The sequence below is a fragment of the Tolypothrix sp. PCC 7712 genome, assembly GCF_025860405.1.
Classification (GTDB): Bacteria; Cyanobacteriota; Cyanobacteriia; order Cyanobacteriales; family Nostocaceae; genus Aulosira; species Aulosira diplosiphon.
The window spans coordinates 3,809,934-3,834,567 of the sequence record NZ_CP063785.1 but is presented as its reverse complement, the minus strand read 5'-3'; the positions used below and the strand labels follow the sequence as shown (position 1 = coordinate 3,834,567).

General features: G+C 40.5%; 16 protein-coding genes. 10 read left to right on the top strand and 6 right to left on the bottom strand.

Features of this window, described 5'->3' with window-relative positions; genetic code table 11:
• Positions 1-366: 366 nt before the first annotated feature.
• Together HGR01_RS15850 and HGR01_RS15845 are read right to left on the bottom strand one after the other, a co-directional pair.
• Positions 367-3,549 (bottom strand): ATP-binding protein, encoded by a 3,183-nt coding sequence (locus HGR01_RS15850; RefSeq protein WP_052335444.1) that lies wholly within the window; start codon positions 3,547-3,549, stop codon positions 367-369.
• 196 nt (positions 3,550-3,745) lie between these two features.
• Positions 3,746-4,744: an ABC transporter substrate-binding protein gene (locus HGR01_RS15845; RefSeq protein WP_045874335.1), complete on the bottom strand. Its 999-nt coding sequence runs from the start codon at positions 4,742-4,744 to the stop codon at positions 3,746-3,748.
• A 441-nt stretch (positions 4,745-5,185) separates the two neighbouring features.
• On the opposite strand from HGR01_RS15845, the gene HGR01_RS15840 reads away from it, so the two are divergent.
• Positions 5,186-6,142 (top strand): fatty acid desaturase family protein, encoded by a 957-nt coding sequence (locus HGR01_RS15840; RefSeq protein ID WP_045874336.1) that lies wholly within the window; start codon positions 5,186-5,188, stop codon positions 6,140-6,142.
• A gap of 18 nt (positions 6,143-6,160) precedes the next feature.
• On the opposite strand, the gene HGR01_RS15835 is transcribed toward HGR01_RS15840, so the two are convergent.
• The 4 genes from HGR01_RS15835 to HGR01_RS15820 form a co-directional block, all read right to left on the bottom strand.
• The gene (locus tag HGR01_RS15835; protein ID WP_045874337.1) at positions 6,161-6,448 is read right to left on the bottom strand and encodes a hypothetical protein; all 288 of its coding nucleotides are present in this window, start codon (positions 6,446-6,448) and stop codon (positions 6,161-6,163) included.
• Between the two features lie 60 nt (positions 6,449-6,508).
• Entirely contained in the window at positions 6,509-9,766 is a 3,258-nt protein-coding gene (locus HGR01_RS15830; protein WP_155539649.1) for an adenylate/guanylate cyclase domain-containing protein, read from the bottom strand.
• 1,828 nt (positions 9,767-11,594) lie between these two features.
• The gene (locus HGR01_RS15825) at positions 11,595-13,073 is read right to left on the bottom strand and encodes an alpha-amylase (protein ID WP_045874338.1); all 1,479 of its coding nucleotides are present in this window, start codon (positions 13,071-13,073) and stop codon (positions 11,595-11,597) included.
• Positions 13,060-13,299, bottom strand: a complete 240-nt coding sequence (locus HGR01_RS15820) for a hypothetical protein (RefSeq protein WP_155539651.1) — start codon at positions 13,297-13,299, stop codon at positions 13,060-13,062. Before HGR01_RS15820 ends, HGR01_RS15825 begins: the two co-directional genes overlap by 14 nt.
• 220 nt (positions 13,300-13,519) lie before the next feature.
• Between HGR01_RS15820 and HGR01_RS15815 the strand changes: the two genes are divergently transcribed.
• From HGR01_RS15815 to HGR01_RS15775, 9 genes are all read left to right on the top strand, one after another.
• A complete protein-coding gene (locus tag HGR01_RS15815; protein ID WP_045874340.1) occupies positions 13,520-13,840 on the top strand; it encodes a hypothetical protein in 321 nt (106 codons plus the stop codon).
• Positions 13,841-14,112: 272 nt separating this feature from the next.
• Entirely contained in the window at positions 14,113-16,242 is a 2,130-nt protein-coding gene (locus HGR01_RS15810; protein WP_045874419.1) for a tetratricopeptide repeat protein, read from the top strand.
• Positions 16,243-16,294: 52 nt separating this feature from the next.
• The gene (locus HGR01_RS15805) at positions 16,295-16,420 is read left to right on the top strand and encodes a hypothetical protein (RefSeq protein WP_255325373.1); all 126 of its coding nucleotides are present in this window, start codon (positions 16,295-16,297) and stop codon (positions 16,418-16,420) included.
• Positions 16,410-17,003 (top strand): CHAT domain-containing protein, encoded by a 594-nt coding sequence (locus tag HGR01_RS15800; RefSeq protein WP_052335446.1) that lies wholly within the window; start codon positions 16,410-16,412, stop codon positions 17,001-17,003. Before HGR01_RS15805 ends, HGR01_RS15800 begins: the two co-directional genes overlap by 11 nt.
• Positions 17,004-17,125: 122 nt before the next feature.
• Positions 17,126-20,422, top strand: a complete 3,297-nt coding sequence (locus HGR01_RS15795; RefSeq protein ID WP_052335447.1) for an NB-ARC domain-containing protein — start codon at positions 17,126-17,128, stop codon at positions 20,420-20,422.
• Positions 20,423-20,502: 80 nt separating this feature from the next.
• Positions 20,503-20,892, top strand: a complete 390-nt coding sequence (locus tag HGR01_RS15790) for a hypothetical protein (protein ID WP_155539653.1) — start codon at positions 20,503-20,505, stop codon at positions 20,890-20,892.
• A gap of 331 nt (positions 20,893-21,223) precedes the next feature.
• Entirely contained in the window at positions 21,224-21,430 is a 207-nt protein-coding gene (locus HGR01_RS15785) for a hypothetical protein (RefSeq protein ID WP_045874343.1), read from the top strand.
• Positions 21,431-21,764: 334 nt separating this feature from the next.
• Positions 21,765-23,408, top strand: a complete 1,644-nt coding sequence (locus HGR01_RS15780; RefSeq protein WP_045874344.1) for a tetratricopeptide repeat protein — start codon at positions 21,765-21,767, stop codon at positions 23,406-23,408.
• Between the two features lie 335 nt (positions 23,409-23,743).
• Positions 23,744-24,505 (top strand): hypothetical protein, encoded by a 762-nt coding sequence (locus HGR01_RS15775; RefSeq protein ID WP_045874345.1) that lies wholly within the window; start codon positions 23,744-23,746, stop codon positions 24,503-24,505.
• The last annotated feature ends 129 nt before the right edge of the window (positions 24,506-24,634 follow it).

Sequence of the window (24,634 nt, the reverse complement as noted above, 5' to 3'; positions counted from 1 at the left end):
ATATTCTAGAGGGCACGGCACGCCGTGCCCCTACAAGCTATCGCATTCTTTTTTCAAATTGTAGGACTTACGCAAAAGTCACGTAATTACCTCATTACGAGCGCAGCGACGTAATCGCCTGAGATTCTGGGATTGCTTCCCTACACTTCGTTCCGGTCGCAATGACAAATTTTGCTTGCGTAAGTCCTGAAATTGGTATTACTCAACAAAAAACAGATCAATCATTTTGGAGGGGGTTTGGGGGACGCAACCGTCCCCCAATCGGGGGTTTGGGGGAGAATCCCCCAATTCTTCTGGCTTCTTTAATAACTAACAAATTACCAATTACCCATTACCAATGCCCCATGCCCCATGCCCCATACCCCATTACCTCAAACACTTTCCCCTCTCTTGCTGCAATGCTACTTGAACCTTCACAAACTCAGTTTCTAAATGCTGTATTTTGTCATGAACATTGGCGACTCCGGTAGAAGCGATCGCTTCTAGTTCGCGGCAAAGATTTGCTAGCTTAGTGGCTCCTAGATAATCGCTGCTTGATTTCCAGCTATGGGCTAGGCGATGTAAAGTCTTAGCATCTCCTTGAGCAACGGCAGTTTTCATTTGTTGCAGTAGTTGGGGAGAATCTTCTAAATAGCAATCAATCATTTCTACCAGAAATGAGCTTGAATCTTGACCTGCAATTTGTCGAATTTTTTGTATAGCTTGGGCATTAATAATTGCTAATTCTACTTCTGCAATCTCTTTTTGCGGTTGCTTTTGATGTACTTGGGTGGGTGGCGCGCCATTACTCACTGCTATTGGTAAACATCGATGTAAAGCTTGAGCTAGTGCTTCTATACGGATGGGTTTGCTGATGTAATCATCCATCCCAGCTTTGAGACATTCTTCTTTGTCGCCTTGTAGCGCCCGGGCTGTCATAGCGATAATTCGCGGGCGAGAGTCGGCTGCATATTGAGAACAAATTACCTGAGTGGCTTCGATCCCACCCATTTCAGGCATCTGCACATCCATTAAAATTACGTCATAAGGCAACTTTTGCACAGCCGCTAAAACTTCTACGCCGTTACTCACAACATCGGCGCGATATCCCAGTTGTTTCAGCATTAATACTGCAAGCTTTTGATTCACGGGATGATCTTCTGCTAGCAAAATTCTCAGAGGAGATGATTCTATAAACTCAGAATTGGCAGGGTTAAGTTGATTTTGTTGTGTAGTTTGTTGGGTAGCAGTTAATTTTCCATTATTTTCTGTGGTAGCGATAGAGGAAGCAACAGGGGCGACGATGGTGAAATGAAAAGTCGATCCCTCTGTTTGCTGACTTTCCACCCACATCTTACCGCCCATCATTTCGCTAAGTTGACGGCTAATCGCTAATCCTAAACCTGTACCACCATAGCGGCGAGTTGTGGAAGAATCTACTTGGCTGAAGGATTGAAATAAGCGATTCAGTTTCTCTGGGGGAATGCCAATTCCAGTATCGCGCACTGCAAAATTTAGCTGATAAGGCACATCAGCAGAAGCAACTGGTAAATCTCTGATTTGGGCTGTAACTGTAACATTGACGCTACCATTGTCAGTAAACTTAATAGCATTACTCAACAAATTCACCAAAATCTGACGTAGCCGAGTTACATCTCCCACAATAATTTTAGGTACATCGGCGGCGAAATGATAGCTAATTTCTAATCCTTTAGCTGCGGCACTATTAGCTAGTAAAGCAATAGATTCTTTTAGGCAGTTTAGCAAGTCAAAAGGTTCTGCTTCTAGTTCCAATTTGCCTGATTCAATTTTAGAAAAATCTAAAATATCATTAATTAAAGATAGTAAAATTTCTCCACTAGAGCGAATTGTCTCTACAGCATCTTGTTGTTCTGGAGTCAGGTTTGTATCTAATAAAATCCCTGTCATCCCAATCACCGCATTCATCGGCGTGCGGATTTCGTGGCTCATATTCGCCAAAAAATCACTTTTAGCCTGAGTCGCTGCTTCTGCGGCTTCTTTTGCCTGCTGTAATTCAATTTCTGCCTGTTTGCGCTCTGTAATATCCTCCGCAATGCCCATGATATATTGTGGGTTACCTGCATTATCAAAAATTGGTAACTTCTTAGTATGTAAAATTCTAGTGCCGTAATTTCTAGTTTGAATTGGTTCTTCGGGAATATCTAAAACGCTACCTGATGCCAAAATATCCCTATCTTTACTAGTAAAGAAATCAGCTTGTTCTTTAAGGAAGAAATCATAATCGCTCTTACCTAGTAAATCTGCTCGGGAATAACCTAACAGTTCCTCACCTGCTCTATTTATTTGCACAAACTTTAAGTCTTTGGCATCTTTAACAAAAATCATGTTGGGAATATTTTCGATAATCGAAGTCAGAAATCTTTGCACATTTTTAATTTCTGCTTCCGATTGCCTGATATTACTAATATCGCGAAAATACCAAATTCTGCCGTAAAGTTCACCGCTAAGAGAAATCACGCTGGTAGAGTAGCGATCAAAAATCCGCCCATCCTTAAAAGTAATTTCATCACGGCTAGCTAGTTCTGGATGCTGATATAAATACTCGACTTTCTCTACAAATTCTTCAGGATCAGCTAGACTAGCAAGGGTATATTCTAAAATTTGGCGATCGCCATTTTCTACAATCTCAGGAGTAATATTCCATAACTGACAAAATTGTTGATTATAAGAAACAACTTTGCGGTTTTCATCAATAATTAAAATCCCATCAAGTGCTGATTCTTGTTGTGCCTTTAAAGTAGCATTTTGGCGACGCAAAGCTTTGGTATTTTCCTGAATACCCACAGCCATACGATCAAAAGCAATGGAGATTTGAGCCAGTTCATCTGAACCTGATAAATCTGCACGAACACTTAATTCTCCATTAGCTAATCTATTAGTTACCGCAACTAAATGATCAACTCGGCGCGTTAAGGTACGGTAAAAAAAGAACCATAAGCCAATACAAAATAATGCTAAAACTGTGCTGGAAACAAAAGTTCGACTCGCCGCATCTGCATAAGCTTGCTGCTTTTCGCTCACCAAATCATATTCCATGAATAAAACACCCACCCTGGAAGGGCGGATTTCTCCTGCTTGGGCTTGCAAAAGCACAGGATAAATAACTCTGAGAAAGCGCTTATCTGGAGAAAGCGTGACTTCTCCAGCCATTTTTTCGCGCACGATCGCAAATCTCGATAAATTAGGCGCGGCTTCTGTATCTTTTACCAGACGTTTGCGTAATTCATAATTATTTGACAGCAGAATCCTATCCTGCTCGTTAACTACTAAAATCAAAGGCAATCGCGGATTACTTCCCAATTGACTGATCACAATTTCAGCCTGTTCTACATCCCCTCCCCTGTAAAGGTAATCTAATATGCTTGCAATTTGACTTCCCAATGATTGCGCGTAGTGAGTTGCGTTTTCTTCAGTTTTGTGGTTACTTGCAGCAATTTCTCTATTTAAAGAAAAAAGCCCTAGTACTGTGCCAAACACAATTAAAACCGCAGGGATTGAAAAGCGTAGGGGAAAGGGGAAGGGTTTCATAACAAGCACAGAACTTTAGTGAGAATGTTAGGGAATCTTGAGAAATAAGAGAACAGGAGGAAAGGGTAAAAAGAGAAAAGGGTTTGTTTCATTCATAATAGGTAGATGCTTTGGACAAAAAAGTCAGAATTTGAGACTGTGTTTGGTCAAAAAGATGATTATTTTGAGACTTCCTGAATCTTTGAATGTAGCAACTCTAGAGTTTAGCGTTTTTGACAAAGCGATCATCAAGAATGCTAGCAGCATCAATTGCTGTGGGAATTAATTTGTGTTCTACCATTACTTTGACAAGTCTTTTCATACCATTAACTAAAGAAGGATCGGTTTGATTGAGCAATCTTTGATTTTGTGCGAGGAGAGGTTGGTGCATCCCTTTAAAAGCATCAAGAATTTGCTGAGGAGTCACTCCGGTGCGTGGGGCGATTAAAGCCGCAGCAGCCTCCGGATTTTTGTTCAAGTAATCCAAGGCGCGGAACCTTTCATTCACCAGAGTTTGAATTGTCACAGAGTTATTAGCGATCGCATCTTCGCTGACAACTAGAGTATCAACAATTTCACCGGGAATTTGACTACTATCAAATAAAAGTTTGGCACCTGCTGCCAGTAATTTGAAGCGTGGCGGCCCAAATGTCACAATTGCATCAACTTTATCCTCGTTAAAAGCTCGCTCATGCTGAGAAAAATCCAAGGATACAATTTTTACATCATTGGGGGATAAACCATTTTTTTCCAGCGCCCTAGCGATAAAGAAAGCGCCTAAAGCTGTAGACTCCACACCAACTCGCTTTCCCTTTAAAGCTTTGATGTCAGCAATCTCTGGTTTACCCAGAATCACATCCCCACCATTAGACACATCCATCACCGCAATAATGCGGAGATTTTTTTGAGTTGCAGCCAGTAGCATTGCTTGATCGATAGATAATCCCGCGCCTTCTATCTCGTGGTTGCGGTATGCTCTGACTTCCTCTGTTCCCGATGGATAATCAACCAAGCGAATGGGTGTATCTTTGTAGTAACCCAGATGACGCGCTAAATACAGGGTTTCATATCCCGGCCACATATTTGTACCAATCCTTAGCAATGGTAGTTTGGGATGAGGTGTCATGCAATTTGTCAGAGCGATCGCACAAATTAACGCCATCAAACCAAGTACCCATCGCCGCAGCTGTTTCGCTTTGCTGAACTGTCTTGTCATCCTTTCTACATTAAATTTATCAGTAATGTATGCAACATAGTGCCACAGAATTTACAAGCTGAAACACTAGGAACAAGAACCTCTTTTCTCCGTGTTCTCTTCGTCTCTGCGGTTTAAAAATTATTTAACCACAGAGGACGCAGAGAAACAAAAACACACTTCTCTACCGATGTAGCTGAATTTTTTGATGGAAATACCGTTCAATGGCTGCGATCGCCTTGACTTTGGCTTAGGTAAATATTATCTAAAAATCTGTGCGCTATGTAACTAAAAGCCCAGTTAATTTTCCCTACAATGCTTTACACCTAATTGGTGAATAATGTATTAAATTATAGCCTTGCATCTACAGGACAACACTTAATTGTAGAGCTTGCTTGCTGTTTTTGCCTAAGCCCTAACAAAGAATACTGGAATCACACAAGATGATGTGGAGTGTTAACTATGCCAAGTGAGATGATTACTCAAACTGAATTATGGGATGAAAAAACTGAACAACATCAAAAGCAAATCCTCAGTGTTGAAGAATTAAGCATTTTAAATGAACGCTCTAACTTTAAAGGGTTAGTACAACTAATAGGACATTTAGCAATTATTGGATGTAGTGGCTATGTTTGGGCTACTAACTTTGGTAATTGGCCATTAGCCATACCTGCATTGATCATCTATGGCTTTAGTTTGGCTTGTATGTTTGCACCGATGCACGAAGCTGGACATAGAACCGCTTTTGCCAACAATCGCTTAAATGATATTGTTGCTTGGTTTGCAGGTGTACTCTCGTTTTACAACAGCACATTTTATCGCCGTTATCACAAATGGCATCACCGTTATACTCGCGTTCCTGGGAAAGATCCAGAATTAACGGATCTGACACCGCGTAACCTGGGTGAATACTTCTTGGTACTTAGCGGTTTACCTTGGTGGTTAGATAAAATCCAAGGACATTATCGTGCAGCACTGGGAAACCTGGATAATTGCCCATTTATCTCAGATACAGCAAAGGCTGAAGTGATTCGTTCTACCAGATTACAATTAGCAGTTTATGCAGGTGCGATCGCAGTTTCAATTGCAATCGGTAAACCTTGGTTTTTCATGTATTGGCTGCTACCGTTAATTGTCGGTCAACCGCTGCTGCGTTTTATTTTATTAGGAGAACATACAGGCTGCACCCTTGACGCTAACCTGCTCACCAATACACGCATCACCTTTACACTTTGGCCTGTGCAGTTTTTAATGTGGAATATGCCGCTTCATGCAGTCCATCATTTATATCCATCAATTCCATTCCATGCCATGCCGCAAGCATATCCCATGTTGAGTGCCCATTTTACTCATGTGGATTCAGGTTATATCAAAGTTAATCGATATATTCTGGCTAACTTAGAAAAGTTACCTTGCTAAATCTTTTCTACAACTTTTTCAGTAGTCCATAAGCCAGATGAAGTTTCTGAATCTGACAGCAAACTTAGAAATAAGTAAGCGTAAATCATCAAAAACCATGACTACTGTTGAAGAAGGCAGGAGGCAGAGGGCAGAAGGCAGAAGGAACACGCTAATTTTTGCGATTGACAAAACATTAAACAGCTTGTCATAAAACAAGCTTTTTTTGTGCTTATTTACTGGAGAAAAGTATACCAATTTGAAAAAAGAATGTGACAGATGGGTAACTGTATTTTTATTTCTCATTCCCCATTCCCCATTCCCCATTCCCCATTCCCCATTCCCCCTTCCCCCTTCCCCCTTCCCCCTTCCCCACCTTCACAGATATTACAGTTCTGCAAGCAAGACTAAAGCCTCCTTCAAGTCTTTAGTTTCAAATCCCTCAGAAAAACTGCCGTAAATCTGAGAAAGTATTTGTCGTGCTGCTTCATTCTTACCTTGTTGCTGCCATAAACGCGCCAAACTAATTGTTGCCTTGAGTTCTAATGACTTGGCACCCTGACGGCGGGAAATATCGAGAGATTGCAGGAAACATTCTTCTACTGCAGCTTCTTGTGCTTGAGCCTTTGTTTGCTGTAGTTGCACTCTTAAATGCTCTCCCTTAATGCGATATAACTCCGCTTCCCAGAAACATTCTCCTGTTTTCTGCACTTCACTCAGTGCTTTAGCCACAACTACAAGCGCTTCTTCCACTTGCCCTAATTTTCCATAGGCCTCAGATAGCAGCGCTAGAAAATACGGTAGCCAGCCTTGTGTGCCTGTACTTTGGAAAGTAGTTAATCCTTTGCATATCTGATCAATTCCCTCCTGTGCTTCGCCTAAATGAGCGATCGCCCAACCCCTTAAGATATGTCCCCACCCCAGCCAAAAAGGAAAACTCTGTTCTTGAGCTAAGGTAATCACTGCATCTGCTAGCTGCACCACAACTGCTGCTTCCCCGAGGAATTGATGAAGCCAACAAGCGCAGGCTTGAGCTTGGGTTAAACTGTAGGGATGAGATAGCTGCTTTGCCAGAGCGATCGCTTTTTCGCTGTACCCCATAGCTGCTTCTGGGAAGCCTAACAACCAGACATTCCAAGAGTCAACAGCTAAACTGGCAACTCCAACATCTTGGCCAGTAATAAATGCGTGGGAGTGATGCAGCTGTGGTTCGTAAAGGGCAATTCCTTGCTCAAAGTGTTCTCGAGAATTGGCAAATTCTCCTAGCCAGAATAAGTCTAGTCCTAAAGTAAAATGAGACTCCAGTTCTAAACTTCGGTCTTGCTGGGCTATGGCGATGCTCATCAGCCTCTGCCCATATTCTAGCGAAGTCTGATACCTGGCTTGCCCCGCAGACATCGCCCATAATCCCCTCAGTACCCAAAATAATTTAGGTGTTTCCCCAATCTGTTCGCAGAGTTCTTCACTGCGTTTGTAAGCAAGTTCTACTTCTAAAGCCGCATAACCTTTAGTGGCGACTAAAGCTGTACCCAAGGTAGTCTGGAAAGCTAATTCTTGCTGATTCCGTTCTGGGGTAAATGACATAGTCAATAGCAATTCCAATCCCTTATGCAGATGCTCTATGGCTTCCAGATTGGCTGAAGATGCAACTGCTTTTTGACCAGCTAGTTGCCAGTAATGAATGGCTTGTTCTTTCAATTCTGCTTTTGTGTAGTGATAAGCCAACAGTTCTGGTTCTGTCTCGACAACTTCTGGGAACTGCTCCTCTAAAACTTGTACAAGTTTCTGGTGATAATTTTTGCGGGTGCTTTTCAGCAATGACTCATAGGCTGCATCGTGAATCAGAGAGTGTTTGAATACATAGGATGCTTGCACATTCACTACAATCAGCAAATTGGCATTGACTAACTGAGTCAGCGAGCTATTCAGCGTTGCTGTATCTAGAGGTGAAACAGCTCTCAGCACCTCATAGCTAAACTTCCGCCCAATAATGGCAGCGATTTGTGCTACTTCTTTAGCTGTGCCTAAGCGATCCAATTTGGCCATCAGCAAGTCTTGGATAGTATCAGGAATAGTCACATCATCAGTACCCTCTCCCTGTCCTAGCCATCTCGATTCCAGAGCCATTTTGGCCATTTCTTCAATAAATAAAGGGATGCGATCGCTTTTTGCCACCATGAGCTTGATTACTGACTCTGGTACAACTTGGTCACCTGTTATCTGCTGGATCAGCAGCTTTGTTTGTGATTCTGATAATTGTTTGATGATAATCTGGCTAAAATACTCATAATTAGAATTTAAAAAGTTAAATCCTGGCCTAGCTGTACACAGTAACAACACACGCGATCGCGATACTTGCTTGGCGATGAGGTTTAGCAGTTCTATGGTAGAAGGATCAACCCAGTGCAAGTCTTCAAAAATTAATAAATATGACTGTTGGGCAGCAAGTGCCATCACCATAGTTAACAGAGATTCTAAAATTTTCTGCTTCTGTACCTGAGCAGATAAATTCAGTGCTGGGTAACGTTCATCTAAAGGAATTGATAGCAGATGAGCTAACAGTGGTACTACCAACTCTATCTGACATTCATACTTATGTAATAACTGCTCTAGCTTTGCCAGCTTAATTTCTGGGGAATCTTTGCTCGCCAAATGCATCTGTCTTTCTAGCAAATCAATGACAGGATAGAGCGCGCTATTTTGGTAATAAGGAGAACAATAGCATTCGCGTAATACATAGTCATCTTTGGCAATTTGCTTTTTAAACACCTGCACTAGGCGGGATTTACCTATCCCCGCTTCGCCAGTAATTAATACCACTTGCCCGTTACCAGACTGTACCTGCTGCCACAAATTAACTAGGGTTTCTAGTTCTTGTTCTCTGCCAACATAAGCAGTCAGACAGCCTGTAGCCGCTTCTAAACGGTTGTGCACATCTTTTTCCTGTTGCGCCCCATACACTTCCATTGGTTGCGGAACACCTTTGAGAGTGTGGTATCCCAAAGATTGGCACTCAAAATAACCTTGAATAATTTTATAAGTCGCAGCACTGATAACTACTGTATTAACTGGTGCTACAGTCTGGATTCTGGAAGCAATATTTGGGGTATCGCCAATAATAGCCATTTGTTCGTGGGTATCGTCGTTACCCATTTCTCCTAATACGGCTCTACCTGTGTGGATACCGATACGTACATCTAGTTTGATATTTTTTTCTGACATCAAGCGAGCGTTAAGTTGCTCCATATCAGCGATAATGCCAAAACCGGCGCGGATTGCTCGTTGGGCATTATCTTCGTAGGCTACTGGATACCCAAAGAATACCATTAGCCCATCTCCGTAACTCTGAGCAATTCTGCCGCCGTTGCGATGAATTGCCTCAGCGCTGAGTTGTCGATAAGCTAAGATGATCTCTCGTAAATCTTCTGGATCGATTTGCTTGGATAGTGCTGTAGAACCCACTAAATCGCAAAACATCACAGAGACTTGACGACGTTCAGCTTGGGGGGATTGGGGATACTCCTGTTTTTGATTGCCTAATTGCTGTTTGATTGGCTGAGAAGTTTCTCTAGAAAGGCGAGTACCGCATTGCATACAAAACTTTGCTGTATCTGGATTTTCAAATAGACAATTAGGGCAATTCACTTGCTAACTCCTACTGGCAGATAGATTCCTCTAAGATTCCGAGATATTCAGTGAATAATCATTTTAGGTTGTGTATGGCAGTCATAAACCCAAAAATTTACGCAAATTTAAGGTTTCAATGCTAATAGTAATTGGATAAATAATAGCTATAAATAGGTTAAGAAAATTTATCTGTACTAATATTGATTTTTGGCAATTTGTCAGCCAATTTAAAGCTGCAATTCCAGATGATATTGGGCTTTCGTAATTCTTAATTCGTCATTTTTCAGGACACTTGGGAGCGCATTTGAAAATAAAAATCATAAAACTTTGAATAAAGTAATAAAAGCCTCGGCTTTCAAATTGGCATTTTAGATTGAAAATTTTTAATTCAAAAGCTTTAATACCAAGCATTTTCAAACAATATTGCCTATGGCAATTTAATATGAGTAAAGCCACGACATGAGTTATAAATGTAAAGAAAAATATCTGTTGATGAGAAGTAGACTAAATTTTTGAGTTGACTGAAATTTTATGTGTTGCAATACTACAAGGGATAGCGTTTTGAATTCAAAATTGGTTTTGGGGAAAAGGTTAAAGGTTAAAGGTTAAGGGTTAAAGGTTTTTTCTTTCCCTTGAACCATTCCCCTTTTTCCCCTTAACCGACAAGTATTGTTATGCATTGTGGTTGGAATTCTAGCCAGTTGTTCTCGTCCGCCAAGAGTGCTGTGTTTATGATGTAGCGTTTACAGCACTCTCACAACTGGCCTACGACAGTAGAAGGATGGATTTTTGGTGTGTTTGTCACACAATCTTCTTTCTGTCGTTCTCTGTTGTTATCTATTGAAACTCTAATTGAAATACTGTGGATGCCAAATTGCCAAAAAGAAATCAGGAGTTACAAGAGATGCCGTACTTTCGCTGCTAACGCATCCTACTGATATCCTTTAAACAAGAATGCCACAGATTGTAGGGGCAAGGTAATGCCCAGTGGTGTCAACTTAAGCTAAAAGCTATATAGGGCGGGCGTTGTACAAATATCTCGCGCCCTCATCCCCTAACCCCTTCTCCCCGAGGAGAAGGGGAACTAAATCTCTTGCTCCCCTCTCCGTGTGGGAGAGGGGCTGGGGGTGAGGGCGAAACCTTGCACAAGAGCGAGTTTCACGTTAAGTTGACACTAATGGGTAATGCCCAAAATTTTGAGTCTACTTTAGTTTTCTTACAACATTAAGCCTTAAACCTCGAGCATTAAGCCTTAAACCTTGAGCATTAAGGCTTAAACCTCGAGCATTAAGGGTTAAACCTCGAGCATTAAGGGTTAAACCTCGAGCATTAAGGGTTAAACCTCGAGCATTAAGGGTTAAACCTTGAGCATTAAGGGTTAAACCTTGAGCATTAAGGGTTAAACCTTGAGCATTAAGGGTTAAACCTTGACCATTAAGAGCGATCGCCTATACAGGCAGTGTTATTGTAATACAGCAGATTACAAGTTGGTACAGATAATTCTAAGGGCAAGGCAGTGCCCTTAAGTGTCAACTTAAGCTAAAAGCGATATGGGGCGGGCGTTGTACAAATACCTCGCGCCCTCATCCCCTAACCCCTTCTCCCTGAGGGAGAAGGGGAATTGAATCTCTTGCTCCCCTTACCTTAAAAACGAGTTATTTGGAATCTCAGTAGCTAATTTTTAGACAGTCATTAGAAGTCGGCGGGAAACTCCATCCCCTTGTAGCTGGAGAGGGATAGTCGCCCGCCGACTTGGGACATTGCATTGGGCATTGGTAACTCTTTGCTATGCCCTATGCCCTATTCCCCATGCCCAAAAACTCCACCCACAAGGGGATGGAGTTTTTTATTCTTGTACCCAAACTGATACTGAACCACCTAAGCAACGGAATTCAGCCCAACCTGAATCATTGGTGTATACAGGTTCTTTGATATGTTCTGTTAAATCGATGAATTTAGTATTTGGTTTACCAACTTCCATCCATTTAGTACCTTCTGCACCATCACTCATAATTACAGCCATTGCTTTGGGATGATCTTCATCACCTAATCTTGTCCAGCCAATAGTATTCCAATGGTCAAAATAATTGTATTGTGGCCCATAAGCATAATGCTGACGTGCATAAAGTAAATGATCAAGAATCTCACGGTGAGAGGGCATAAAAATTTTATAGCTATTGCCATCTCTGCCCCGATCTTCATATTCTGCGCCGTAGTAATCAGCATGAAAGACGCAAGGATAACCTTCTTCTCGCAGCAAAATAATGGCGTATGCTAAGGGCTTAAACCAAGGTTCAACTACAGATTCTAATGCTTGTAAAGGTTGAGAATCATGATTCTCCACAAAGGTGACAGCATTAATAGGACGTTTCTGCATCATTGTGCCATCTAAAATCCGGCGCATATCATAGTTGCCCCCAGATTTGCTGGCTTGGTGGAAGTTGTAATGTAGTGGTACGTCAAAAACCGACATCTTACCACCAACCCGATCAACATACCAAAGCAGAGTATTTATATCGTTATACCAATACTCCCCAACAAAAAATAAATCTTTTCCAGCATGGCGTTCTAGTTCATCAATCCATTGGGGAAAGAACCATGAGGAAATATGTTTGATCGCATCCAAACGGAAACCATCTACCTTTGTGGTGTCAAGATACCATTTACCCCAGTAAGTGATTTCACCACGTACCCAATCGTTTTGGAAATCCAAATCGCTACCCATCAGGTAGGCAAAATTGCCTTTTTCTAAGGCTACATAGTCATCAAATTTTTTACCTTCGAGTAAATAAATTGTGTTGCGATCGCCTTGGTTATATTCGTTATAATCAACAGCGTCAAAATGCCACCAGTGCCACTCAAAGTTAGAGTATTTGCCCTTTCTGCCAGGGAAATCATAATAAGAGTAGGTCTTAATTTCTTGCAATCCCCCTTTAGGATTGAGGCGATCATCTTGAGAAAAAGGGGTGGCTTTGGGTGTTTCTGTGCGATCGCCACCCATCTTATGATTTAACACTGCGTCTGCATACACTTGCAGGCCATTTTTGTGTAAAGATTTAACCGCATCAAGATATTGCTGACGCGTACCGTATTTTGTCCTGACTGAACCTTTTTGATCGAATTCACCTAAATCAAATAAATCGTAAACTCCATATCCCACATCATACGCACCAGCAAATCCTTTATAAGCGGGTGGTAACCATAGGGCTGTAAAACCTGCTTGTGCTAATTCTGGCGCTGAAGCTTCAACTTTGCTCCACAAGTTCCCATCATTAGGGGTGTACCAGTGGAAATATTGCATCATTGTGCCGTTAATCTTTGCCATATCTCGTCTTGCTAGTTAATATCAGCTTTGAACAAAGATACAGTAGAGATTGGTGAAAATTCGGAATTTTGGCAGCGATTTTTAGCCGATAATCTAAAGAAATAATTAAGAAATGAATAATTGCTCGGTAAACTTGCATGGTAGATGCCGTACTCTCGCTGCTAATGCATCCTACTGGCGTGGCAAGGCTAAAATGTTGCAATAATTTTTCTTGTGGGGTGGACATCTTGTCCGCCCCGGACGGGCAAGATGCCCATCCCACAAGAGTTTTTTTCATGCACTATTTTTGGCGTGTCAGTCCACTACGTGAATTTCAAAAATCAAATATCAATTTTATAAGTACGAAAAGTATTGCCATAGATGCGTTACGCTATCGCTAACGCATCCTACAAATCAAATATGAATTTTATAGGATTAAGAAATATAAGGTTGGAATAAATTTAAATATGTCTAAGAAAGAAAGGAGATTTAAAGCGGTTAAGTCTCTTGATAATGTGGAAATCTTTATTCAGGAACCATGTCAGGTGCGTTGGGCAGATATGAAAGGTGATAATGATGTGCGAAAATGTCACTATTGCCAATTAAATGTTTATAACTTTTTAAGCAAGTCTCCTCAAGAAATTATTAATTTAATTAATCTGCATGAAGGCAAACTTTGCGCTCAGTTTTTTGCTCGTGCTGATGGGACGATGACAATGGAATCTTGCCAAGATAAGCAACGAATTGAGATGGTAAGAGGTAACATTCAGGTAAGGAGTAATGAATGAGATAGGACTCAGATCAATACTACTCGGTTAAGCGTTGTCAACCCAAAATTGGTTTTGGGGAAAAGGCTTCCCTGCGGGACGCTGTTCGCGAACGCCGTGAGCGTCAGCCGAACGGTTAAAGGTTTTTTCTTTACCTTTTCCCATTACCCTTTCCCCCTTACCCTTTCCCCCGCCTGTCAAAACAACTTTGCCAGACTACTAATCAAGAGTTTCTGGTATAGATTGGAGAAGTATGCCGCTTGCAAAACTGCCCAAGGGATAGGATGGTTGTGATGAAGAGTAAAAATCCAGTCGCCTACGCTTTAGTTTTACAAAGCGTGATTCTGTTCTCTGGCTGGCTGCTATCTCCGCAAGCTAGCGCGCAAACTCCTGCATCTGTAGCCCCAGTTGTGACTCCTGCTCCGGTATTATCAAATCAGGAGCGAGAAGAATTAGCTAGACTGCGTGCAGAAAAGCAAATTCGAGATGCAGCCCAATTTGATGTTGAGCGGAATTTTAGTCGTACAACCATGCTATTTAACGTTTGGTTAGTTTTATTAAGCTTGTTTCCTGTAGCGGTGATTGCTTTATTTTGGCTGTTACGACGGGTAGCCATCCGCGAAATTGTCACTCAAGCTATGTCACAGCTAGAAGGAGTAGAAAATGCCCAAAATCAGCTAACTCTGGTGAAGCAAGAAGCAGAAAATGCTATTCAAGAAGTTAAAAAAATTACTGAAGAGTTAAGCAAAGAGACAGAAACTCTGCAACAAAAGCTGAAAGCTGAACAAGAAAATATATCTTTAATTACATCTGAGTTTGTGGGTAAGAAAGAAAGTATCCTCAATCAAATAGACTCAGAAATTAATATTATTCAAAATAAATTAGCAAATTTAGATTCAGAGATTACTGCTCAAGTAGCACAATGGCAATCTGATGCTGTGGGTAATTTAGGGAAAATAGAATCTGATTTAGCGGAACAATTATCTACATTAGTATTAAGAGCAGAGCAGCGAAAAGATATCATTATTGAAAGTTTAGAAAAATCTCGCTCGGAATTTAATTCCTATTTATCGGGATTGCAATCTGATACACAAAGAGAGAAGGATACAGTTGTTGAGAGTTTAGGGAATTTACAAATAGATTTCACTCAACAAATATCAGGATTGCAGACAGATGCTCAACATCAGAAAGATACAACCTTAGCTAATATTACAGAATTAGAGAATTTATTAAAATCTCAACTATCAGAGTTACAAGTCAATTCTCAACAGAATATAGATACAACTCTAGCGAATATTGCAGAATTAGAAAATTCCTTGAAATCTCAAGTATCGGGATTACAGGCTGAGATTAACCAACAGAAAGAGCAAATTTTTGCAGATTTACAAAAATTGCAGTTAGAGTTTGCGAATAAATTAGCCGAATTACAAGCAGATGCAGAAAATCAAAAAGCACTGATTATTGAGAACTTAGAAAACTCTGGCTCGGAATTTACTTCGCAATTCTCAGAATTACAGTTAAATGCTCAAGAACAGAAAATTCTGATTTTAGGAAAACTAGAAGAATTAGAAAGGAATTTTGGATCGCAACTTTCACAGTTGCAATTAGATGCACAACAACGTAAGGATTCCATTGTAGAAGAACTAACAGAAATTAGGCAGCCAACAATTCCAGAGGAAAGCGCACCGGAAATTGAGGAAGAAATTCCCGAACCGCAGCCAGTCGCAGAATCCGTTGAGGAATATATTGCAGAGGGAGATGTGCTGTTTAATGAAAAGCGCTATGAAGATGCGATCGCACTTTATCAGCAAGCAGTCAAAATCCAGCCGAATAATTCTGTAGCTTGGTTTAAACAAGGTTTAACTCTCGCCAGATTGAAACGCTATCAAGATGCGATCGCTTCCTATGATACAGCTTTAAAAATCAATCCCGAATATCACCAAGCTTGGTGCGATCGCGGTGTCGCCTTTGGGAACTTACGCAAACATCAACAGGCTTTTGTGTCGTTTAATCAAGCGACGAAAGTTAACCCTGACGATCCAGTGGCTTGGATGAATCGCGGTTTAGCCTTGATTGAATTAGAAGAATACGACGAAGCGATCGCATCCTTTGACAAAGCCATCGAAATTAAACCAGCGCCGAAAGTTTGGGATAAACGCGGTTATTGTTTAGTGCGGTTGGGAAGAGATGACGAAGCGATCGCATCTTTTGATCGCGCATTAGAATTGAAACCAGATTATGCCAGTGCTTATTACAATAAAGCCACCTGTTACGCATTCCAAAGAAATGTAGAATTTGCTTTAGATAATCTCCGCCAAGCGATTAGATTGAATCCGCGATATCAAGAAGAAGCGGCGACAGATATCGATTTTGATGATATCGCACGTGAGCCAGCCTTTAGGGAATTGCTTGGTAAACCATAAGAGGCAAGGGGGCAAAGGGACAAGGGGACAAGGAGACAGGGGGAAATAAGCAATGCTCAATTACCCATTACCCATTACCCATTACCTAGTCCCCAATGCCCAATGCCCAATGCCCCATGCCCATTCGCAAGATGTATACTTAAAAACAGCCCTTCCCATCCCTGGCAATGACTGTTAAACCGCAGAAAATCCTGATATTAGCCGCAAATCCCAGTAATACATCACGATTGCGCCTCGATCAAGAATTGCGTGATATTAAGGAAGGCTTGCAAAGGTCGCTAAATCGGGAGAACTTTGAATTACGGTATGATTTAGCAGTCCGTCCCAGGGATATTCGCCGCGCTATTTTGGATTATCGACCAAATATTATCCACTTTTCTGGGCATGGTGCAGGGATACAAGGACTAGCTTTTGAGGATGAAACGGGAAAATCACAGCTAGTTACAGGTGAAGCATTAGCTGGATTATTTGGACAGTTCTCTAAACAAGTAGAATGTGTGCTGTTGAATGCTTGTTACTCCCAAGTGCAAGCTGAGGCTATTTCACAACAGATTAATTATGTGATTGGGATGAACGATCGCATCGAGGATAAAGCCGCGATTGAATTTGTTGTGGGTTTTTACGACGCGCTTCTAGCTTACAATCCCGAATATGATGAAAATTCCCCTGTAGAGTTTGCTTTTAATATTGCGCGGAATGCAATACAGTTAGCTGGTGTATCTGGTGAGTTGATTCCTCAGCTTAAAAAAAAACCAATTTAACCCCCCATCACCAACCTTTAGGAAATCTTACCAACGTCCCAGAGTTACCACCACACTTTTTACCCCGTCTTGAAGAACTTACACCCTTAAAACAGAAAATATTATCGCTAACAAAGCAACCTGTGGGGATTACTGGGAAAAGTCGGCGTGTAGGCGTGCAAGGAATGGGCGGAATTGGTAAAACAGTCTTAGCTACAGCCTTGGCGCGGGATGAAGAAGTGAGAAAGGCGTTTCCTGATGGGGTGTTGTGGGTAACATTTGGACAAACGCCCCAAATTTTAACTTGGCAATCTTATCTGGCTTCGGCGTTGGGTGAGAAGCAAGCGGCGTTTACCGAGGTGGGATTGGCGAAAGCGCGGTTACGGGAGTTGTTTGCACAGAAAGCTTGCTTGCTGATTGTGGATGATATCTGGCGTTTGGATGATGCGACGGCGTTTGATGTGTTGGGGGAACGCTGTCAGATGTTAATTACTACCCGTGATGGGGCTATAGTCACGGGGTTGGGAGGGGAAGAGTATCAGCTTGCGGTTTTAGGTGAACAACAGGCGTTAGAACTGTTGGCAGATTGGGCAAATCAACCGGAGATATTGCAACCCAGCCCGCATAATGATGTTACTTTGCAGGTAGCGCGAGAATGTGGATATTTACCCTTAGCATTGGCGATGGTTGGGGCGATGATGCGGGGTAAACCTGCAAATCGCTGGCAGAATATTTTAGAAAAATTGCGGTGTGCTGATTTAGAGAAAATCAAACAACAGTTTCCCGATTATCCTTATCCCGATTTACTCAAAGCAATTGCTGTTAGTGTGGCGGCTTTGGATGAAAATTGCCAACAACGATATTTAGATTTTGCGGTATTTCCGGAAGATACACCCATACCCGAAGCAGTTTTGCAGACTTTTTGGCAACCCTTGGGGTTAGATGAGTTTGATAGCCAAGATGTAATTGATGAATTAGTGAGTAAATCTCTGGCTTTGCGGGATGAAGCGGGAAATTTGCGGTTGCATGACTTGCAGTTTGATTATGTCAGGAAGCAATACAAAACTTTAGCAACCGAAAGTGAGGGGATAGGGGTATTACACAACAGGCTGTTGAATGCTTACAGCAAAAAATACCCCGCAGGCTGGCATAGTTTAGAAAATGATGGCTATATCTGGCAGAATTTAGCCTATCACTTGCTTGCTGGGGGAAGGGAAGGAGAATTACAACAACTGCTGTGTGATTTTCGCTGGTTGCAGGGGAAGTTGGAGAACATCAATATTAATGAGTTGATAGCAGATTATAATTTTTTGCCCGAAGATGAGAATTTACAGTTAATTCAAGGTGCATTGAGGCTGTCAGCACATGTTTTGGCGGTCGATAAAAAACAGTTAAGTAGTCAGTTACAGGGACGGTTACTAGATAAAAAAATTCCAGAAATCCAAGCACTATTAACGCAAGCCAAGCAGCAAACTTCAGTACCTTGGCTGTCTCCCTTGACCGCTAGCTTAACACCACCCGGCGGACGCTTACTCCGAAATCTCAAGGGTGAGAATCCTGTAGCAGTCACACCTGATGGGAAGTTGTTGATTTCCGGTTCTGATGACAACACTCTCAAGATTTGGAATTTGGAAACGGGAGAAGAAACTCTTGCTTTGACAGGTCATACTAAATTTATAACGGCTGTAGCAGTTACACCAAACGGTAAGTATATAATTTCTAGTTCAGGTGACCGCACAATTAAAGTTTGGGAAATTAATACAGGTCAGCTAGTTTTTACTCTCACAGGACATACAAGTTCAGTAAACGCGGTGGCTGTAACATCTGATAGTCAATTCGTAATTTCTGGTTCTAGTGATACTACTGTCAAAATTTGGAATTTAAATACTGGTAATGAATTTTGTACCTTAGGAAATTTAGAAGATCAAAAAGCTCGTTTCTTACAAATTCTTCGCAGTAAGAATAAGAAAGATTTTGATTTTATTGATGCAGTATATTCTGTAGTAGTCACACCAGATTGTAAACAAGTAATTGCTGGTTACGATTATAGAACTATTAGAGTATGGAATATAGAAAATAAAACACAAGTTAGTTCTTGGAAATGCGAGGCTCCATTAGTCAGAAGTTTAGCATTAGCATTAGATGGAAAATTACTTATTGCGGCTTCAGGGGCAAATACTATTCAGGGTTGGAGCCTAGATACTGGAAAAGAAGTTTTACGTCTTGAAGGACATAATAGGGGCGTAACAATCATAGCTATTACCTCAGACGGAAAACGACTAATTTCTTATGCTTTCGATAAAACATTTAAATATTGGAATATCGAAACAGGAGAAGAAATACTGGCATTCAAAGCAGAGGATAAAAACATAAAATCTATAGTGCTTACACCAGATAATAAAAATTTAATTTCTGGTTCTAATATTATTAAAATCTGGAGTTTGGAAATTAACAATAAAAATATTTATTTTTCAGAACATAACGATAGTATACAGGCTTTAGCAATAACACCAGATGGGAGAAAAGCTATTTCTTGTTCTGACGATAAGACAATGAAATTTTGGAATTTAGAAAGTCAAGATGTAATTCGTACTTTTAATCATCATACTTATTCAGTAAATGCAATAGCAGTAACGGCCGATAATAAAAAAGTTATTTTAGGTTCAGACGATAAAACTCTCCGAGTAAGAGAGTTATCAACAGGAAAAGAAATTTTGAAACTTACTGGTCATAGTCAAGGCATAATTGCTCTAGCAGTAACATTAGATGGACAAAAAGTTATTTCTAGTTCTGGTGACCACAGTCTTAAAATATGGGATTTAAAATCAGGAAAAGAGATTTTTAACATAGAGCGTGATGATTGGGTACATTATGATTTAGCAATATCTCCTAATGATAAATACGTGATATCTGCTCTTTATAAAATTATTATATTTGACAATATTTCAAACATTCCTGAATCTTTTATTATTGATGGTCATACGACTAATTATATAAATGCCGTAGCAGTTACGCCTGATGGAATGCAAGTAATTTCCGCTTCAAATGAAAACATTCCTGAATCTTTTATTATTGATGCTCATACGACTGATATAAATGCCGTAGCAGTTACGCCTGATGGAATGCAGATAATTTCCGCTTCAAATGACAAAACTATTAAAGTATGGAATATGAAAACAAGAAAGGAAAATTTTACACTCACAGGTCATACCAATGATGTTAAGGATTTAGCAGTAACAACAGACAGCAAAAAATTGATTTCTGTTTCTTCTGATAACACTCTTCAAGTCTGGAATCTAGAGACAGCAGAAAATATTGCCATTTTTACAAGTGACAGTTCCATAAACTGCTGTGCAGTTGCACCCGATGGGGTAACAATTGTGGCGGGAGATGCTTTAGGTCGGTTACATTTTTTGCGCTTACAATACACAAAAGAATAATTCGTAATTAAGAAATGCGGATTTTGTTTGAGTCAGTTGTGAGGAATGGGGATAATATGGAGTCCGGTTAGACAATGGTCATGGCAAGCGTTGCAAAACACACGGCAATTGTAGCGATCGCCTGTTTTAATTTCCTTCCCATCACCATGACTGTTGCTAATTTACTCATCAGCCGCCATCAAAGTGCCATCGCTCTTGCTAATTTTCTCACCTTTCAAGCAAAAAGCCGCAACGTTGAAGATAAAAGCTGCAATTTTCCGCATCAAAGCTGCAATGTTGAGGATAAAAACCGCAACGTTCAAGATAAAAACCGCAACGTTGAGGCTAAAAGGCGCAACTTCCAAGATAAAAGCCGCAATGTTCGAGATAAAAGCTGCAAGCTTCAGGCTTTGAACTCCAACCTTCAGGCTTTGAGGTGCAAATTCCGCCTTCTGAAGGTGAACAGTTGGTTATTTTTCTCGGTGACTTAAGAAAATTCGACGAATTTATACCAATTCAAATAATGTTTGCGACAGATAAATTCTTTGTAGGGGCACGGCACCAGTAAGATATTTGATATGCCAAAAGATTGTGGATGCCGTGCCCCTAAGCATCGACTTTAGGCGAATTGGTATGAAAGATTTTTTCCCTTTTCCCATTCCCCATTCCCCATTACCCCTTATCCCCAGAGGGGGCCCCGAGTTCCCCATTCCCCAGTCCCCAGTCCCCATTCCCCCTACTTAAGCAATGCATAAAAAATGGCCACTTACGGCTACGTCTTGTATCGTAAAAAGTAATGGCATCATCACAAATATAAAAATTATGGATAGTAGACAGCTGGCTCAATACATGGAAGCCACGGATAGCATCGCTAAACCTTGGCTATTAGTACAACTTCGCCTCAAAAAACTCCAAGAACGTCAAGCCTTGATTCCTCAAGATGTCTATGTTGAGGAATTAGAAGATATCTTCCAAGATATGATGAATTTGGGTGAATGGTGGCGCGGTATGGAAGATGAGGTGTTTTGATTAGTTGTTAGTCAACATCGCCTCAAGTACTCAGTTTGCCGTACTCTTGACCGATTTTAAGTGCATTGTAGTTACAATCAATAGCAGACGATACATTTAATGTATCTTTCACTGATCCCTCCTTGCTTACCTTGTTTGGCTGGTAAGGAGGGATCAATTGTGATTAGGGATTGGGGATTAGGGACTGGGGACTGGGGACTGGGGACAAGGAGAGAAATAACTAATGACTCTTGACTTTTGACTTTTGACTTTTGAGCCTTGACACAATTCAACGATTTACGCCGATTTGATATTTTAATAAAATAATCTCATCAAAAGACTCGCAGAAATATAAATGGACTGGATTACCTTACTGCGATCGCTACAGTCTGATTTTATTAGAAGGTTAACTAGTGGTTGTCTGCTTCATTGCGAAACAGAAGGTCAATATAGTGAGTTAACTATAATCTCTGGAGAAAGGTTAAAAGCACTGCGAGATTTTTGCTGGCTGATGGCAGAAAAATATAAGCGTACTTCGCCAGTCCGGGATGTTTTTATTAGCAACTTAAAAGGTAAACTCGGTGAGGAAGTTGTTAAAGAACGGTTAGCTGATTTTATTACAGAAGTAGATTATGAAAAAAAAATCGGTGGTGATGGCAAGGTAGATTTTACCCTCACTGCTGAACCTTCAATTGGTGTGGAAGTTAAATCGCGTCATGGCAGTATTGATAGAGTGAGATGGTCTGTTAGTTCTGAAGAAGTAGAAAAAAATGCAGTTGTTGTCTGCGTTTTAATTCAAGAAGAAGTACATGAAGCTCAACAAGAATATCACCTTTTTTTAGCTGGGTTTCTGCCGACACAAATGATTAAGCTAAAAAGGGGAAGAATAGCCTTTGGCATTAATCAATTACTTTATGCTGGGGGTTTATTCAGTTATTTAGAAGAATTGCAAGCAGCTAAACTTAAAGATAAACCACCTACAATTGAGCAATATAATTCTCAGCAAGATATACCAAAATTTCCAACCAATAATCAAAATCATCATCAGATAATCAAGCATTTAGCTTTGCCGGAAGCAGAAGAGATTGTTTCCAATCGCACTGCTGATTTAAATACATTGTATGTAAATCTAGGCGATAAATCTTTTGAGCAAGGCGAATCTGATACAGCAATTATTAACTACAACCAAGCTTTGCAACTGAATCCTGATAATGCCGATGTGTACTACAAACGCGGCATGGTGCGTTATCATCTAGGCGATTACGAAGGTGCGATCGCAGATTATACTCAGGTTATCCAAATTAACTTCAATTACACCAAAGCCTATAACCAGCGTGGTTTAGCGCGTTATCAACTAAAAGATTATCAAGCCGCTATCGAAGATTATACCCAAGCTATTAGAATCAATCCTGATGTGGCGCTTACTTATATGAACCGTGCTGATGCTCGTTCTCATATTGGCGATCATCAAGGTGCAATCGAAGATTATACCCAGGCAATTAAAATTAATCCTAATTATGCTGTTGCTGATAAAAATCGGGTAATTTCGCGTTATTTGTTAAAAGAACAACAGCGATTGACGCATTCAATTAAAATTGCTCCTGATGATGCTGTGGCTTTCTACAATCGCGGTAATACACGTGCAGAATTAGGAGACTATGAGGGTGCGATCGCAGATTACACTCAGGCAATTAAAATAAATCCTAATTACGCCGATGCATATTACAGTCGTGGTAATGCTCGTTGCGATTTAGAAGATTACCAAAGCGCAATTTTAGATTATAGTCAAGCGATTAAAATTAATGCTAATTATATAGATGCATATTATAACCGTGGTAATGCTTTAGTTAGCATGGATGATAAAACCAGAGCATTAGCAGATTTTCAAAAAGCCGCAGATTTATATTGGAAAGCGGGCAAAATAGCCGAACATAAAGATGCAAAAGAAAGAATTTTAGAGTTAGAAATTGAAGAATCACTAGATATTTTGAATTTCTAAAATATCAATTGATTATTAAATAATTTTGGCTACACATCAATATATTCTAGAGGGCAAGGCAATGCCTTGCCCCTACAATCTGTCAAATTCTTTTTTCAAATTGGTATTAGATTATCTGCAGGCATAAAACCAGCAATTATCAGGTTTTAAGTGCAGCATCCCAATGTGTTCGCACTGCAAAATTTTTTGTATTTAGTTCATATATCCATCTTCTTGATGCTTAATAACAACACATTATCAATGCATTGTTAATAAACATTAAGTTGTTTAAAGCTTCATGTAAACTTCATGATACGGTGTTGTTTTTGTAAAGTAATGTAATCAAATCAATTCCAATGAAGTATAAACGCCAACTGCCACAATCTTTGGCACTGTTATCTTTATCAGTGGTATTAGGCGCTGATTTAGCAATCACAGACATAGCTCCTTCAGCTAATGCCCAAACTGCTGTACAGTCATCTGTCGGTAATAGTGTGCCATTCACTTGTGGTGATAGCGAAGCAACAATCAAAGCTAAAAATGGCCCCAAGGTAACTGTTGGAACAAAAACAATCTACATAGGTTATAGGCAAGTATCTTCTAGTAACAAAAATCCTCGCATCATCCTTTTTAATAATGGTGTCAAACAATGGTGTCGTGATAATTATGAAACCACTGGTGATGACGGTTCTGGTTATGGTTTGCTTTGGGATGGCGGAAGTGTTTTGTATGGGGTGTTTTCTGCCACTGGTAGCCAGCCAGGAGATGATTTCCGCCGCTTTGCTACTGGTCGTTGGCTACCCAGTTACGGTAGTGGTGGCGGCCCGAAAGTAGCAGTTATAGCCAGGATAAATCCCAGTAATGGTGATGTAAACTATGCGACATTTCTGACTGCTCAAAAGCCAAATGATTTCAAAACTAATTCGTTAGTAGTCAACCAATTATCATGGAATGGAGCTAATTTAACTGTAAATGCAACTTCTTGGTGGACTCCCCGCCGCGCTAATACAACTGCAATGAATTGCAGTCCTTCATCATCATCACCCTACAAATACACAGCCGTCTTCACTGGGGATTTAAGAAAAGTAAACTCAGCTTCAGCTGCTAATTGTAGTTAGGAGGGGATTGTTAACTGTTGACTGTTGACTGTTGACTGTTGACTGTTAACTGTTAACTGTTGACAAATGACAAACCGCATAATTTGATACTAAAATTTGGTCATCAATTAAGTATTTGCCTATAAATAG